This window comes from Rhodococcus sp. 21391, from assembly GCF_016772255.1.
Taxonomy (GTDB): domain Bacteria; phylum Actinomycetota; class Actinomycetes; order Mycobacteriales; family Mycobacteriaceae; genus Rhodococcus_F; species Rhodococcus_F opacus.
This window is the reverse complement of record NZ_CP063781.1, coordinates 6,040,201-6,056,327: the sequence shown is the minus strand read 5'-3', so window position 1 is coordinate 6,056,327 and position 16,127 is coordinate 6,040,201. Positions and strand designations below refer to the sequence as shown.

General features: G+C 62.2%; 12 protein-coding genes, 1 tRNA gene and 3 rRNA genes. All 16 read left to right on the top strand.

The features are described from left to right. Window positions 1-249: 249 nt before the first annotated feature. The 16 genes from GO592_RS27935 (at window position 250) to ehuA (ending at window position 16,126) form a co-directional block, all read left to right on the top strand. Window positions 250-453, top strand: coding sequence for a cold-shock protein (locus GO592_RS27935; protein ID WP_005248460.1), 204 nt, complete (start codon window positions 250-252; stop codon window positions 451-453). Between the two features lie 141 nt (window positions 454-594). Then, window positions 595-1,179, top strand: coding sequence for a hypothetical protein (locus GO592_RS27930; RefSeq protein ID WP_007298530.1), 585 nt, complete (start codon window positions 595-597; stop codon window positions 1,177-1,179). Between the two features lie 137 nt (window positions 1,180-1,316). Continuing rightward, window positions 1,317-4,235 (top strand): type I DNA topoisomerase, encoded by a 2,919-nt coding sequence (topA, locus tag GO592_RS27925; protein WP_007298531.1) that lies wholly within the window; start codon window positions 1,317-1,319, stop codon window positions 4,233-4,235. A 52-nt stretch (window positions 4,236-4,287) separates the two neighbouring features. Next, window positions 4,288-5,502 (top strand): DNA polymerase III subunit delta', encoded by a 1,215-nt coding sequence (locus tag GO592_RS27920; protein WP_005568358.1) that lies wholly within the window; start codon window positions 4,288-4,290, stop codon window positions 5,500-5,502. A 31-nt stretch (window positions 5,503-5,533) separates the two neighbouring features. Then, window positions 5,534-5,606 (top strand) — tRNA-Thr (locus tag GO592_RS27915). Window positions 5,607-5,757: 151 nt separating this feature from the next. Continuing rightward, a complete protein-coding gene (locus GO592_RS27910; RefSeq protein ID WP_007298532.1) occupies window positions 5,758-6,171 on the top strand; it encodes a DUF3224 domain-containing protein in 414 nt (137 codons plus the stop codon). Window positions 6,172-6,213: 42 nt separating this feature from the next. Further along, window positions 6,214-6,651 (top strand): DUF2752 domain-containing protein, encoded by a 438-nt coding sequence (locus tag GO592_RS27905; RefSeq protein ID WP_005256154.1) that lies wholly within the window; start codon window positions 6,214-6,216, stop codon window positions 6,649-6,651. Window positions 6,652-6,693: 42 nt separating this feature from the next. Next, on the top strand, window positions 6,694-6,816 hold the full coding sequence (locus GO592_RS45945; RefSeq protein ID WP_005248443.1) for a hypothetical protein: 123 nt from the start codon (window positions 6,694-6,696) through the stop codon (window positions 6,814-6,816). 48 nt (window positions 6,817-6,864) lie between these two features. After that, entirely contained in the window at window positions 6,865-7,062 is a 198-nt protein-coding gene (locus tag GO592_RS27900; RefSeq protein ID WP_005568355.1) for a hypothetical protein, read from the top strand. A 544-nt stretch (window positions 7,063-7,606) separates the two neighbouring features. Next, a 16S ribosomal RNA gene (locus GO592_RS27895) occupies window positions 7,607-9,125 on the top strand. Window positions 9,126-9,460: 335 nt separating this feature from the next. Continuing rightward, a 23S ribosomal RNA gene (locus GO592_RS27890) occupies window positions 9,461-12,594 on the top strand. A gap of 128 nt (window positions 12,595-12,722) precedes the next feature. Then, window positions 12,723-12,839: ribosomal RNA gene (rrf, locus tag GO592_RS27885) — 5S ribosomal RNA — on the top strand. The 16S, 23S and 5S rRNA genes sit together here, the layout of an rRNA operon. Window positions 12,840-13,065: 226 nt before the next feature. Beyond that, window positions 13,066-13,950 (top strand): ectoine/hydroxyectoine ABC transporter substrate-binding protein EhuB, encoded by an 885-nt coding sequence (ehuB, locus tag GO592_RS27880; protein ID WP_037206073.1) that lies wholly within the window; start codon window positions 13,066-13,068, stop codon window positions 13,948-13,950. A gap of 22 nt (window positions 13,951-13,972) precedes the next feature. Next, entirely contained in the window at window positions 13,973-14,704 is a 732-nt protein-coding gene (ehuC, locus tag GO592_RS27875; protein ID WP_007301466.1) for an ectoine/hydroxyectoine ABC transporter permease subunit EhuC, read from the top strand. Next, the gene (gene ehuD, locus GO592_RS27870; protein WP_007301467.1) at window positions 14,701-15,345 is read left to right on the top strand and encodes an ectoine/hydroxyectoine ABC transporter permease subunit EhuD; all 645 of its coding nucleotides are present in this window, start codon (window positions 14,701-14,703) and stop codon (window positions 15,343-15,345) included. The genes ehuC and ehuD overlap by 4 nt, the downstream gene beginning before the upstream one ends. Before the next feature lie 19 nt (window positions 15,346-15,364). Then, window positions 15,365-16,126 (top strand): ectoine/hydroxyectoine ABC transporter ATP-binding protein EhuA, encoded by a 762-nt coding sequence (gene ehuA / locus GO592_RS27865; RefSeq protein ID WP_007301468.1) that lies wholly within the window; start codon window positions 15,365-15,367, stop codon window positions 16,124-16,126. Window position 16,127: the final 1 nt, after the last annotated feature.

Sequence of the window (16,127 nt, the reverse complement as noted above, 5' to 3'; positions counted from 1 at the left end):
ACAAGATCAACTTTTTGTGTGAATTGTTCGGATTTCGACTGTTGCGTTCGCGGAGTTCATGGTTGACTACAACTGGTCGCAGCTTCTGTGTTCGTAGGCTTGAAAGAGTGAACGTTCGCAGGATCGATGTTGCGAACGCGGTGCTCTGCTTTTCCTGAGGGGGAAATCTAGTAGTACAGCGGTCGGAACCGGCCCGGCGGACTGTATGTGCTGTCCGCCGAATCCGGTGTTAGAAAGAGAAGGAAAAGCATGGCACAGGGCACTGTGAAGTGGTTCAACGCGGAAAAGGGCTTCGGCTTCATCGCACCCGAAGACGGCTCCGCTGACGTCTTCGTTCACTACTCCGAGATCCAGGGCAGCGGCTTCCGCACCCTTGAGGAGAACCAGCGCGTGGAGTTCGAGGTCGGCCAGGGCACCAAGGGCCCCCAGGCTACCGGCGTTCGCGCAGTCTGATTCTGCCGTTCACATTCGTGAACACGTAAATCAGACAGGCGGGGTCCCCGTGACCGCGTCTGATTCGTCCCCCATCGCCTGAGGCGGTGGGGGACGAGTCGTTTTCACGGCAACGGTGCCGTGGCATAAGGGGGTACTTCAGTGAGCCAGCTCTCCTTCTTCTCCGCGGAGGCGATGCCGCCGGCAGTCACCGATCTGTGCGGTCTTCTCGCCGCGACGGGTCAGGTGGTCACATCGGCCGGGCGTGCGCGCATCTCGATCGTGGTCGACGCCCAGTGGCGGGCCCAGGCGATTGCGGAGTTGATCGCCCAGGCCGGACTCGAGGTCGAGATCACGCGCAGCGACGAGGGCAGCCCGCTGGTCCGCACCGCCTCGGTCGTCGACTTGCGGCCGCTCGCGGACCAGTGGACGAGGGGAGCGGTCAAGGCCGTGCCCTCCGGCTGGGTGCCGTCGGGGCGTCAGTTGAGGGTGTGGGCTCTCGCGTCGGGCAGGAGCGAAGCGGAGGGGGAACGGTTCGTCCTCGGACTCGATCCGCACGCCCCGGATACCCACGCGCCGTTGGCTCAGGCATTGATGAGAGCGGGCATCGCGCCGACGCTGATCGGCACCCGGGGCTCCGGTCCGGGGCTCCGAATCTCGGGTCGGCGTAGGCTCGGCAGACTCGTCGAGAGCATCGGTGAGGCGCCCGGAAATTTGGACGACCGTACCGGTTGGCCCCACGTGTAGAGCCGCGTAGACGGTACTGATCTGCGAGGATGGGTTCCGGGTATGTCACTCTAGTAATAGGCGAACCGGGTATAAAAGGGTTTGTCTGCACAACTGTCGAGTGGCAGCGATCGACTTCAGGAAGGCTCGGGCTACAGGTGGCTAAAGGGGACAACGGCAGTGCACAGGGTGCGGCGGGAGCGTCCGGCCAGCCTCGCCGCCTCGTGATCGTCGAGTCGCCGACCAAGGCCCGCAAGATCGCCCCGTACCTCGGAAAGAACTATGTCGTCGAGGCTTCGGTCGGCCACATCCGCGACCTTCCGCGCGGAGCCGCAGACGTCCCGGCCAAGTACAAGGGTGAGTCGTGGGCTCGGCTCGGCGTCAACGTCGACCATGATTTCGAACCGCTCTACGTGGTCAGTCCGGAGAAGAAGTCCAAGGTCACGGAGCTGAAGAGCCTGCTCAAGGACGCCGACGAACTCTTCCTCGCCACCGACCCCGACCGCGAGGGCGAAGCGATCGCCTGGCACCTCCTCGAGACGCTCAAGCCGAAGATCCCGGTTCGCCGGATGGTCTTCCATGAGATCACAGAGCCGGCCATCCGAGCCGCGGCCGAGGACACCCGCGAACTCGACAACGACCTGGTCGATGCGCAGGAGACACGCCGCATCCTCGACCGTCTGTACGGCTACGAGGTCAGCCCCGTGCTGTGGAAGAAGGTCATGCCGAGGCTGTCGGCGGGCCGCGTGCAGTCCGTCGCCACCCGCGTCATCGTGCAGCGTGAACGCGAGCGGATGGCGTTCCGCTCGGCGTCCTACTGGGACATCTCCGCCACCCTCGACGCCGGCGCCGAGGCCAGCCCCCGCAGTTTCGGGGCGCGTCTGGTGAGCGTCGACGGCTCCCGGGTGGCCACCGGCCGCGACTTCGGCGCGGACGGCCAGCTGAAGACGAGCACCGTCACGGTTCTGGACGAGGCACGGGCGCAGCGTCTGGCCGAGTCCCTCGCCGGTGTCGACCTCACCGTCTCCTCCGCCGAGAGCAAGCCGTACACCCGCAAGCCGTACGCGCCGTTCATGACGTCGACGCTGCAGCAGGAGGCGGGCCGCAAGCTCCGCTTCACGTCCGAGCGGACCATGCGCATCGCGCAGCGGCTGTACGAGAACGGCTACATCACCTACATGCGTACCGACTCGACGACGCTGTCGTCGTCGGCGATCGCTGCCGCCCGCGCGCAGGCCACCGAGTTGTACGGCGCCGAGTACGTGCACGACACACCGCGCCAGTACACGCGGAAGGTCAAGAACGCGCAGGAGGCGCACGAGGCCATCCGCCCGGCCGGTGACGTGTTCCAGACCCCTGGTCAGCTGCACTCCCGCCTCGACACCGACGAGTTCCGCCTGTACGAGCTGATCTGGCAGCGGACCGTCGCGTCGCAGATGGCGGACGCGCGGGGTACGACGCTGACCCTGCGGATCACCGGAACCGCGGGCACCGGCGAGGAGTGCACCTTCTCCGCGTCGGGACGCACCATCACGTTCGCCGGATTCCTGAAGGCCTACGTGGAGAGTGTCGACGAGGAGGCCGGCGGCCAGTCCGACGACGCCGAGTCGCGCCTGCCGGTGCTCGTCGAGGGCCAGGCGGTCACCGCCACCAAGCTCGATCCCGACGGCCACACCACCAACCCGCCCGCCCGCTACACCGAGGCGAGCCTGATCAAGACCCTCGAAGAGCTGGGCATCGGCCGCCCGTCCACCTATTCGTCGATCATCAAGACCATTCTCGATCGCGGATACGTCTACAAGCGCGGCAGCGCGCTGGTCCCGTCGTGGGTCGCGTTCGCCGTCATCGGCCTCCTCGAGATGCACTTCGGGCGGTTGGTCGACTTCGACTTCACCGCCGGGATGGAAGACGACCTCGACGCGATCGCCGGTGGCCGGGAACAGCGCGGCAACTGGCTGAGTAGTTTCTACTTCGGCGGCGATCACGGCGCCGAGGGCTCGGTTGCCCGTGAGGGCGGCCTGAAGAAGATGGTCGGCGTCAACCTCGAGGAGATCGACGCTCGCGAGGTCAACTCGATCAGGCTCTTCGACGACGCCGAGGGCCGCGAAGTGCACGTCCGCGTCGGACGGTTCGGTCCGTACCTCGAGCGGATGGTCCAGAACCCGGACGACCCCGACGGCGACCTCATCTCGCAGCGGGCCAACCTGCCCGACGACCTTCCGCCGGACGAGCTGACACCGGAGTACGCGGAGAAGCTGTTCTCGACCCCGCAGGAGGGTCGCAAGCTGGGCGTCGACCCGCTGACCGGACACGAGATCGTGGCGAAGGAGGGCCGCTTCGGCCCCTACGTCACCGAGATCCTTCCCGAGCCGGAACCGGAGCCCGAACCTGCCGTGGTGCCGGTGCCCGACGAATCGGGCGACGGGACGACCAAGACCAAGACGGCCGCCAAGAAGGCGCCGGCGAAGAAGGCAGCGAAGAAGGCCACGGGTCCGAAGCCGCGGACGGGTTCGCTGCTCAAGTCGATGGACCTGGCGACGGTGACTCTCGACGACGCCCTCAAGCTGCTGTCGCTGCCGCGTGTGGTGGGTGTCGATCCGGAGTCGAAGGAAGAGATCACCGCGCAGAACGGTCGCTACGGCCCGTACCTGAAGAAGGGGACGGATTCGCGGTCCCTCGCCACCGAGGACCAGATGTTCACGGTGACCCTCGACGAGGCTCTGAAGATCTACGCGGAGCCCAAGCGTCGCGGACGTCAGGCCGCCGCCACCCCGCCGCTGCGTGAGCTGGGTGTCGACTCGGTCAGCGAGAAGCCGATGGTGATCAAGGACGGCCGGTTCGGGCCGTACGTGACCGACGGTGAAACCAACGCCAGCCTCCGCAAGGGCGACGAGGTGGAGTCCATCACCGACGCTCGCGCTTCGGAACTGCTGGCGGATAGGCGTGCCCGCGGTCCCGTCAAGAAGAAGGCCGCCGCGAAGAAGGCACCCGCCAAGAAGGCTGCAAAGAAGACCGCCGCCAAGAAGGCGCCGGCCAAGAAGGCGGCCTCGAAGAAGGCAGCGGACAAGAAGGCGTGAGCCGGTATCTCGGGCCGGTCGGGTTGTCGCACGAGCCGGTTAGGCTGGCGCGGTGACGGTATTCGACCGGTTGGTGGGCCAGGAGGACGTCGAGGCCGAGCTGACGGCCGCGGCGACTGCCGCCCGTCGTGGAGTCGGTGCGATGGGCTCCTCGATGACGCATTCGTGGCTGTTCACCGGCCCGCCCGGATCGGGTAGGTCGGTGGCCGCGCAGTGTTTCGCCGCCGCACTCCAATGCACCAGCGACGGCGTTCCCGGCTGCGGCGTCTGCCACGCCTGCACCACCGCGATGGCCGGTACCCACGGCGACGTCCGGCAAGTCGTCCCCGAGGGCCTGAGCATCAGCGTCAAGGAGATGCGTGCCATCGTGCAGACGGCTGCTCGCCGGCCGAGCACCGGGCGTTGGCAGATCGTGGTCGTCGAGGACGCGGACCGGCTCACCGAGGGTGCGGCCAACGCTCTCCTGAAAGTGGTGGAGGAGCCGCCGGATCGCACCGTGTTCCTGTTGTGTGCGCCCTCCGTCGACCCGCAGGACATCTCCGTGACGCTGCGGTCGCGCTGCCGGCACATCCATCTCGTGACCCCGTCGGCCGACTCCATAGCCAAGGTCCTGCGCGAGCGGGACGGCCTGGATCCCGCCGATGCACAACTGGCGGCCTCGATCAGCGGCGGTCACGTCGGGCGAGCCCGGCGTCTCGCGACGGATCTGAACGCCAAGGTGCGTCGTAAGGACGCTTTGGATCTCGCTGTCGCGGCACTGCGGCCCGCTACCGCGTTCGCTGCGGCGGAGGAACTGGTGCGTTCCGCCGACGCAGAGGCGAAGGAGATGAGCGCGGCCAGGGACGAGCAGGAGACCGAGGAGTTGCGCACGGCTCTGGGGGCGGGCGGCACCGGTAAGGGTGCTGCCGGAGCCCTGCGAGGCTCGGCCGGCGTGCTGAAGGATCTCGAGAAGCGCCAGAAGTCCCGGGCCACTCGCACGGGCCGTGACGCACTCGATCGTGCACTGATCGATCTGGCCGGTCTCTATCGCGACGCGCTCGCCGTCGCATGGAAATCGAACGCGGCCGCGAACCACCCGGACATGGCGGATCGCGCGGCCGACCTCGCCTCGCGAACAACCCCGGAAGGCCTTCTGAAGTGCATCGAAGCGGTTCTCGAGTGCCGCGAGGCGATCACCGTCAACGTCAAACCGCAGTGGGCTGTCGATGCCATGGTGGCCACTCTCGGCGACGCGTTCAGGGAGCCGTTTTCGCATACTCGGGGTTGAGGCGCTAGACTCGCCACCGCCGAAAGGCACCGCTGCCTTAGCTCAGTCGGTAGAGCATTTCACTCGTAATGAAAAGGTCGAGAGTTCGATTCTCTCAGGCAGCTCAGCGGTCCTCTGGCCCTTCCCGATCAGTCGGGAAGGGCCAGAGTCGTCTCCGGGGTCGGGACACCTCCGCCGTGTCGGATATGTACAAGAAGTTCGGGATCGCTCCCGCGATGCTGGGGCGACTCACTTCTCCGTCCCGGAAGGCACACCATGTCCACTCGTCATGCCGCCAGCACGTTCGACGTCAGTGATTTCAGCCCGCGGGACGGGTCTCCGTCCGTCGCCACCGGCGTCACCCCGGGCGACATCGAGATGGTGAAGAACTTCTCCGGCGATATCGAGGGCCGGTCGGTCACCAGATTCGTCGGCGGTCTCACCGAGGATCAGAGTGCGGGCGCCTACGCGGCGTGGGAGAGCTTCGAAGGTTCGATCGACGGTGTCGCCGGCTCCTTCGCCTTCCTGCACATGCAGGTGCTGTCGGACAGCACGGTCGAGGCAATGGCGCTGCACATCGTGCCGAGCAGCGGTACCGGAGGCTTGGCGGGACTTGCCGGTGCGGGTGGGATTCGCGTCGACGAGGACGGCACCCACCGTCTGTGGCCGGACTACTTGCTTCCCGACTGACTGTCGGCACCGGAGACCGGAAGAATCGTGAACACTGGACACGTGGACACCCAGAGCGGAACTCCGACGACGCCGGCGGTCGGTCTCCGTGCACTCGATGCGCCCGCCGCTGTGGCCGCCGGCGCCGTTGTCGCCGCCGCGATCCTCCACTTCCGGGATCCGCACGAGCCCGGTTCGTACGGCTTCTGTCCGGTCTACGCCCTGACCGGGTGGTGGTGCCCGGCCTGTGGTGGGTTGAGGGCGGTGCACGACCTCACCAACCTCGACATCGGCGCGGCTGTGGCCGGCAATGTTCTGATCGTCCCGTTCATCGCGGTGATGGTCTTCGCCTGGATCGGATGGGCACGTCGCCGTTGGCGAGGACGACGCGATCGCACGATCGTGTTCGGGCCGCGAGTGACAGTCGGTGTGCTCATATTCCTTGCGGCGTTTACCGTCACCAGGAACACATCTTGGGGAAGCTGGCTCGCGCCGGTCTGACACCTGGTCGCCGCGGGCACGAAACAGAGAGTCGGTTCACAGATGGCAATGCAGGTCTTTTCGTTGATCGCGATCCTGGGCGCGCTGATCGTCCTCATTCCGACCGCGCTGCGAGTCTTCGGCAAGAGCGACAACGTGAAGGCGCCGGACGAGACCGAGGAATGAGTTCGGTGCACTCTCGACAACCCACCGCCGCGCGGTCATGATTTCGATATGAGCGATTCGCTGAAGGACCGGGTGCGCGAGAAGCTGTTGCGCCAGCTGGCCGAGGACGGGGGGCACCCAGTCCAGGAGGCGGAGGGGGACGATCCACGATTGGTTTCCATCGACGCCGACCTCGCGGCTTTGGAGCAGGCCTCGGACGGTGATGTGGTGATCGAGGAGCTGGCTGCGAAGTACTGGGTGCCCTGAATCGGCGTTTCGCAGCGTTGACCTGGCGATTTGGTGTTCTCGTTTCCCTTCGCGTAACTTATTCCAGGTCAGAGCGACACGGACACCGACCCCGGCCGGAAGGCGGGGACACGAGGTTGGACGCAGGCGCCTGGTAAATCGGAAGTTCACCGTCGTGTACGGTGATGCTTCCATCCCGGTTAGATTCTGATCAGCGTCTCGGCTTGCGCCGGTGAGGCTGGTAGGATAAGATGGAACGGTTGCCCCGGAGCGGCCGAAGTTGCGACTTCGGTAGTGATGGTGTGTGCGTGTTCTTTGAGAACTCAACAGTGTGTCGATGAATGTCAGTGCCAAATGTTTTTGGTACTCCGCATCACGGATGATCAACTGGCCCTTGTGGTTTGGTTGTGAGTTGTGGTGTGGGTATTTGCTGGCTCTTCTCCTTCTTCCGTCGGAGGGGGGTCAGTGTTTGAAATGCTAGTTTGAGTTTTTGATTGCTAGTGATTTGACTCGATGTCTATGACTGATTAGAGACTCCTTTTGGGGGTTTCGAAATCTAGAGTCTTCAACGGAGAGTTTGATCCTGGCTCAGGACGAACGCTGGCGGCGTGCTTAACACATGCAAGTCGAGCGGTAAGGCCCTTCGGGGTACACGAGCGGCGAACGGGTGAGTAACACGTGGGTGATCTGCCCTGCACTTCGGGATAAGCCTGGGAAACTGGGTCTAATACCGGATATGACCTTCGGCTGCATGGCTGAGGGTGGAAAGGTTTACTGGTGCAGGATGGGCCCGCGGCCTATCAGCTTGTTGGTGGGGTAATGGCCTACCAAGGCGACGACGGGTAGCCGACCTGAGAGGGTGACCGGCCACACTGGGACTGAGACACGGCCCAGACTCCTACGGGAGGCAGCAGTGGGGAATATTGCACAATGGGCGAAAGCCTGATGCAGCGACGCCGCGTGAGGGATGACGGCCTTCGGGTTGTAAACCTCTTTCAGCAGGGACGAAGCGAAAGTGACGGTACCTGCAGAAGAAGCACCGGCCAACTACGTGCCAGCAGCCGCGGTAATACGTAGGGTGCAAGCGTTGTCCGGAATTACTGGGCGTAAAGAGCTCGTAGGCGGTTTGTCGCGTCGTCTGTGAAAACTCGAGGCTCAACCTCGAGCTTGCAGGCGATACGGGCAGACTTGAGTACTGCAGGGGAGACTGGAATTCCTGGTGTAGCGGTGAAATGCGCAGATATCAGGAGGAACACCGGTGGCGAAGGCGGGTCTCTGGGCAGTAACTGACGCTGAGGAGCGAAAGCGTGGGTAGCGAACAGGATTAGATACCCTGGTAGTCCACGCCGTAAACGGTGGGCGCTAGGTGTGGGTTTCCTTCCACGGGATCCGTGCCGTAGCTAACGCATTAAGCGCCCCGCCTGGGGAGTACGGCCGCAAGGCTAAAACTCAAAGGAATTGACGGGGGCCCGCACAAGCGGCGGAGCATGTGGATTAATTCGATGCAACGCGAAGAACCTTACCTGGGTTTGACATATACCGGAAAGCCGTAGAGATACGGCCCCCCTTGTGGTCGGTATACAGGTGGTGCATGGCTGTCGTCAGCTCGTGTCGTGAGATGTTGGGTTAAGTCCCGCAACGAGCGCAACCCTTGTCTTATGTTGCCAGCACGTAATGGTGGGGACTCGTAAGAGACTGCCGGGGTCAACTCGGAGGAAGGTGGGGACGACGTCAAGTCATCATGCCCCTTATGTCCAGGGCTTCACACATGCTACAATGGCCAGTACAGAGGGCTGCGAGACCGTGAGGTGGAGCGAATCCCTTAAAGCTGGTCTCAGTTCGGATCGGGGTCTGCAACTCGACCCCGTGAAGTCGGAGTCGCTAGTAATCGCAGATCAGCAACGCTGCGGTGAATACGTTCCCGGGCCTTGTACACACCGCCCGTCACGTCATGAAAGTCGGTAACACCCGAAGCCGGTGGCCTAACCCCTTGTGGGAGGGAGCCGTCGAAGGTGGGATCGGCGATTGGGACGAAGTCGTAACAAGGTAGCCGTACCGGAAGGTGCGGCTGGATCACCTCCTTTCTAAGGAGCACATCTCCAGACGTGTACCACTGAACAGTCAGTGGATGATGTTCTGGCAGAGACTGTTTCGTTCCCACATGTGGAACGGCAGACGCTCATGGGTGGAACACTGACAAACATTCTTTTCACTACTGCCGGCCCGAGTGCCGGTGGGAGAAGAGTTATATCGATGCACTGTTGGGTCCTGAGAGAACACGTGAGTGTTTTTTCTAGGCAAAAACGATCCGGTTCGAATGTCAGGCAGACCGCATCATTTCGGTGGTGGGCATGGTGCTGATGGGAGTTCGAGCGGGGTGTGTTGTTTGAGAACTGCACAGTGGACGCGAGCATCTTTGTTGTAAGTAATGAAGAGCGTACGGTGGATGCCTTGGCACCAGGAGCCGATGAAGGACGTAGGAGGCTGCGATAAGCCTCGGGGAGCTGTCAACCGAGCTGAGATCCGAGGATGTCCGAATGGGGAAACCCAGCACGAGTGATGTCGTGTTACCCGCACCTGAATATATAGGGTGTGTGGAGGGAACGTGGGGAAGTGAAACATCTCAGTACCCACAGGAAGAGAAAACAATAGTGATTCCGTGAGTAGTGGCGAGCGAAAGCGGAAGAGGCTAAACCATGGATGTGTGATAGCCGGCAGGTGTTGCATTCGTGGGGTTGTGGGGTTCATCTTGTCAATGCTGCCGTGTTGGCCGACAGTAAGAAATCATTGTGTTAGTGGAAGTGGTCTGGAACGGCCTGTCGTAGAGGGTGAGAGTCCCGTACACGAAAACATGATGACTGTCGTGATGGAAACCCAAGTAGCACCGGGCCCGTGAAATCTGGTGTGAATCTGTCGGGACCACCCGATAAGCCTGAATACTCCCTGGTGACCGATAGCGGACTAGTACCGTGAGGGAAAGGTGAAAAGTACCCCGGGAGGGGAGTGAAATAGTACCTGAAACCGTGCGCTTACAATCCGTCAAAGCCTTTGCACACTTCGGTGTGGGGGGTGATGGCGTGCCTTTTGAAGAATGAGCCTGCGAGTTAGTGGCATGTCGCGAGGTTAACCCGTGTGGGGTAGCCGTAGCGAAAGCGAGTCCGAATAGGGCGTCCGTAGTGGCATGTTCTAGACCCGAAGCGGAGTGATCTACCCATGGCCAGGTTGAAGCGACGGTAAGACGTCGTGGAGGACCGAACCCACTTAGGTTGAAAACTGAGGGGATGAGCTGTGGGTAGGGGTGAAAGGCCAATCAAACTCCGTGATAGCTGGTTCTCCCCGAAATGCATTTAGGTGCAGCGTCGCGTGTTTCTCACCGGAGGTAGAGCTACTGGATGGTCTAGGGGGCCCACAAGCTTACCGAAATCAGCCAAACTCCGAATGCCGGTGAGTGAGAGCGCGGCAGTGAGACTGCGGGCGATAAGGTTCGTAGTCGAGAGGGAAACAGCCCAGATCGCCAGCTAAGGTCCCTAAGCGTGTACTAAGTGGAAAAGGATGTGGGGTCGCGAAGACAACCAGGAGGTTGGCTTAGAAGCAGCCACCCTTGAAAGAGTGCGTAATAGCTCACTGGTCAAGTGATCCTGCGCCGACAATGTAGCGGGGCTCAAGTACACCACCGAAGCTGCGGCATTCACACAATGCACCCCCTTGATTCTGCGGAGTCTTGGGCAGTGGTGTGGATGGGTAGGGGAGCGTCGTGTGGCCATGGAAGCGGCAGGGTGACCTAGCCGTGGAGGCCACACGAGTGAGAATGCAGGCATGAGTAGCGAAAGACGAGTGAGAAACTCGTCCGCCGAATGACCAAGGGTTCCTGGGCCAGGTTAATCCGCCCAGGGTGAGTCGGGACCTAAGACGAGGCCGACAGGCGTAGCCGATGGACAACGGGTTGATATTCCCGTACCCGTGTGAACGCGCCCCTGGTGAATCAGTGATACTAACCATCCTGAAGCGTCCTTACGCCCCTTCGGGGGCCCTGGATGTGGATGCATGGGACCTGATCTGGTAGTAGCCAAGCGATGGGGTGACGCAGGAAGGTAGCTGAGCCAGTCAGTGGTAATACTGGTGTAAGCCTGTAGGGCGAATGGTAGGCAAATCCGCCATTCACACAGCCTGAGAGGTGACGCATAGCCGAATGAGGCGAATTCAGTGATCCTATGCTGCCGAGAAAAGCCTCTAGCGAGCTTTCACACGGCCCGTACCCCAAACCGACACAGGTGGTCAGGTAGAGAATACTAAGGCGATCGAGATAACTATGGTTAAGGAACTCGGCAAAATGCCCCCGTAACTTCGGGAGAAGGGGGGCCTCGTCCGGTGATCACTCTTGCAGTGTGAGCTGGGTGGGGCCGCAGAGACCAGTGAGAAGCGACTGTTTACTAAAAACACAGGTCCGTGCGAAGTCGTAAGACGATGTATACGGACTGACGCCTGCCCGGTGCTGGAAGGTTAAGAGGACCGGTTAGCCAGCAATGGCGAAGCTGAGAATTTAAGCCCCAGTAAACGGCGGTGGTAACTATAACCATCCTAAGGTAGCGAAATTCCTTGTCGGGTAAGTTCCGACCTGCACGAATGGCGTAACGACTTCTCAGCTGTCTCAACCATAGACTCGGCGAAATTGCATTACGAGTAAAGATGCTCGTTACGCGCGGCAGGACGAAAAGACCCCGGGACCTTCACTACAGCTTGGTATTGGTGTTCGGTTCGGTTTGTGTAGGATAGGTGGGAGACTGTGAAGCGCTCACGCCAGTGAGTGTGGAGTCGTTGTTGAAATACCACTCTGATCGTATTGGACCTCTAACCTCGGACCATGATCTGGTTCAGGGACAGTGCCTGGTGGGTAGTTTAACTGGGGCGGTTGCCTCCCAAAATGTAACGGAGGCGCCCAAAGGTTCCCTCAGCCTGGTTGGCAATCAGGTGTCGAGTGCAAGTGCACAAGGGAGCTTGACTGTGAGACTGACAGGTCGAGCAGGGACGAAAGTCGGGACTAGTGATCCGGCACCGGCAAGTGGAAGCGGTGTCGCTCAACGGATAAAAGGTACCCCGGGGATAACAGGCTGATCTTCCCCAAGAGTCCATATCGACGGGATGGTTTGGCACCTCGATGTCGGCTCGTCGCATCCTGGGGCTGGAGTAGGTCCCAAGGGTTGGGCTGTTCGCCCATTAAAGCGGCACGCGAGCTGGGTTTAGAACGTCGTGAGACAGTTCGGTCTCTATCCGCCGCGCGCGTTAGAAACTTGAGGAAGGCTGTCCCTAGTACGAGAGGACCGGGACGGACGAACCTCTGGTGTGCCAGTTGTTCCACCAGGAGCACCGCTGGTTAGCTACGTTCGGAAGGGATAACCGCTGAAAGCATCTAAGCGGGAAGCCTGTTCCAAGATGAGGTTTCTCACCCCCTCGAGGGGGTAAGGCCCCCGGCAGACCACCGGGTTGATAGGCCAGAACTGGAAGCCAGGTAACTGGTGCAGGTGACTGGTACTAATAGGCCGAGGACTTACCACAAAGAAGCTACGCGTCCACTGTGCAGTATCTGAAACAACACACACGTTTCAGAACAGAAGAAAGAAGAACACCACCAACGTTTGTTGTGTGTGTCTTCGCTGATGTTCCGTGTGACAGTTTCATAGAGTTACGGCGGCCATAGCGGAGGGGAAACGCCCGGTCCCATTCCGAACCCGGAAGCTAAGCCCTCCAGCGCCGATGGTACTGCACCCGACAGGGTGTGGGAGAGTAGGACACCGCCGAACATCCGTTACCGAAAGCCCCCCAACCATGTTGGGGGGCTTTCGGCATTCCCGGAGATATTCGCCGACCGCCATTTGATAACGCTGCGGTAACGTCCCCCCGGTTCCCCTATGGTAGGTCCTTCGCCTGCGTAACGTGGCCCGGGCAGATCCGTTGGGGTCGTGCCGTGCGGTGCGCGTCCTCCCGGATCACCCGAGGTGACGAAGGGAATCTGTGGTGACGAGCACGATGTCGAAACAACGTCCGGCGGTCAGAGCGGCTGTCGCCTTCGCAGGCATGATGGTGGCTGCCGGCTCCCTGGCGGGGTGCACGAAGACCGACACGACCAGCGGCGGATCGCTCCTCCAGCAACTGCAGGACAGCGGAACGGTCACCGTCGGCTTCGCCGGCGAGGCGCCGTACAGCTTCGAGCAGGACGGCCAGTTGACCGGCGCCACCGTGGCCCTGCACCGCGAAATCTTCAAGAACCTGGGCATCGACAACGTCGAGGGCGTGAGCACCGACTTCGGAGCGCTCATACCCGGACTGCAGGCCCGCCGGTTCGACGTCGTCAGCGCGGGTATGTCGATCCTGCCGCAGCGGTGCGAGCAGGCAGCGTTCAGCGAGCCCGAGTTCAACTACACCACCGCGCTGATGGTGCCCAAGGGCAATCCCGCGAACCTCACCGACATGCAGTCGGTGCAGCAGAGCGGGGTGCGGATGGCCGCGATGACCGGGGCGATCGAATCGGACTATGCGCAGCAGCTCGGAATCGATGCAATGCAGGTGGCGTCGCCGCAGGATGGAATGGACGCCGTCGCCAACGGGCGAGCCGATGTCTTTGCGCTCACCGGGATCTCGCTGAACTGGCTGGCGAAAAACAACCCGCAGGCCCCGGTCGACGTGACCAGCTCCTTCGTCGCCGAGATCGACGGGGTACCCCAGGTCGGTGCCGGCGGCACGGTCTTCCGTAAGGAGGACACCGAGTTGCGCGACGCCTACAACGCCGAGCTGGCCAAGATCACCTCTGACAAGGACAAGTACCTGTCCATCGTCGGACCGTTCGGATTCACCGCGGAGGAACTGCCCGATCCGAACCTCACCACTGCCAAACTCTGCGGCGGGGCCGGCTGATCGTCGTAGAGGTCTGCTGCCTGTGAAGGAGAACATCGATGCCTTCCTGGATGCGTGGCCGAGCATCCAGGAAGGCATCGTCGTCACGCTCCAACTGACTGCGGGAGGCGCCCTCCTCGCGTTCGTCCTCGCGCTCGGGCTCGGACTGGCTGCGCGTGCGCACAACATCGTGATCAGGGGATCGGCTCGCGCCTTCATCGAATTCTTCCGGGGCACTTCGTTGTTGGTGCAGCTCTTCTGGTTGTTCTACGTGGTTCCGCTGTTCGGTTATCTCATCGACCCGGTGCTCTGCGGGATCCTCGCGCTCGGGCTGAACTACGGCGCCTACGGAGCCGAGGTGGTGCGCGGCGCGATCAACTCGGTGCCGCAATCGCAATGGGAGGCGGCGACGGCGCTGGACTTCAGTCACTGGCAGCGGCTGCGCCGGGTGGTCTTCCCACAGGCCTGGGCGGAGATGATTCCTCCGTTGACCAATCTCCTGATCCAACTCCTGAAGGGAACGGCGCTCGCGAGCTATATCCTTCTGCAGGACTTGACCTTCGAGATCGACCAACTCCGGCAGACGACCGGAAATACGCTCTTCGCGTTCGGCGTCGGACTCGTCATCTACTTCGTCATCGGCTACGTGCTGACACTGGTGATGAACGCGCTGGAGGTGCGGGCGAAGAATCGCCTTGGCACGGGACCGTCCCTACGGGAGATCTTCAGCCTCGCGCCCACCGATCCACGGGGACTGGAGGCCGCGAAGCAATGAGCGTCCAGTGGAGTTGGGACCGAGCGTTCGAGGCTCTGCCCGTGCTGCTCGAGGGTTTCAAGATCACCCTCATCGCCACCGTTCTCAGTTTCCTGATCTCTGTCGTTCTCGGTCTCGTCATCGCCTTGATCCGGCAGGCCGCGCCGCGATGGGTGAGTGTCCCGGTCCGCGCGATCAGTGAATTCATCCGGCTGACGCCGCTCGTCGTGCAACTGCTGTTCGTGTACTACACGTTCACGGGACTGTCGCCGCTGCAGATCGGTGTCGTCGTACTCGGAATCCACTATTCGACGTATATGGCCGAGGTGTACCGGGCGGGTATCGAAGCGGTGCCCGTCGGCCAGTGGGAGGCCGCGCGGGCGCTGTCGATCGCGCCCACTCGGACGTGGCGGGCGATCATCCTGCCGCAGGCCATCCGTCGCGTCGTCCCCGCGCTGGGCAACTACGCGGTGTCGATGTTCAAGGACACCCCGTTCCTGTTCGCCATCACCGTGGTGGAGATGGTGACGGCCGCGCAGCAGTTCGGCGCCCGGCATTTCCAGTACCTCGAACCGTTGACCCTGGCGGGTGTGATCTTTCTCGTCGCCAGCTACCCGACGTCCCTGCTCATACGGCGATTGGAGAGACGTCTTGCCCGATGACGCGAGCACAGCAACCCCGATGATCCGATTCGACGACGTCGTGAAGCAGTTCGGCGACCACGTCGTGCTCGACCACCTGGATTTCCAGGTCGCGCGCGGCGACCGGGTGACCCTGATCGGTCCGAGCGGATCGGGGAAGACGACGATCCTGCGGCTGCTCATGACCCTCGAGAAGGTGAACGACGGCGTCATCTGGGTGGACGGGACACCGTTGACGCACGAGCAGAAGGGAAGCAAACTCGTGCCGGCGTCGGAGAAGTACGTGCGCCGGATCCGACGCCGGATCGGCATGGTCTTCCAGCAGTTCAACCTGTTCCCCAACATGAACGTGATCGAGAACATCACCGAAGCACCGATCCACGTTCTCGGACTCGACAAGGCCGCGGCCGTGCAGCGGGCTCGCGAGTTGCTGAAGACGGTCGGGCTCTCGGACAAGGAGACCGCGCATCCGACGCAACTGTCCGGTGGCCAGCAGCAGCGGGTCGCGATCGCGAGGGCACTGGCCATGGACCCCGACATTCTGCTGCTCGACGAGGTCACGTCGGCACTGGATCCGGAATTGGTGGCGGACGTCCTCGACGTGCTGAGGAACGTCGCGCGCACCACCGACATCACCATGCTGATCGTCACGCACGAGATGCAGTTCGCGCGGGACGTGTCGAACCGGGTGATGATGTTCGACGCCGGACGGATCGTGGAGGAAGGCGACCCGGCGACGATCTTCACCGCGCCCAAGAACGAGCGCACCAAGACCTTCCTGAAGGCCGTGCTGGCCGACTGAT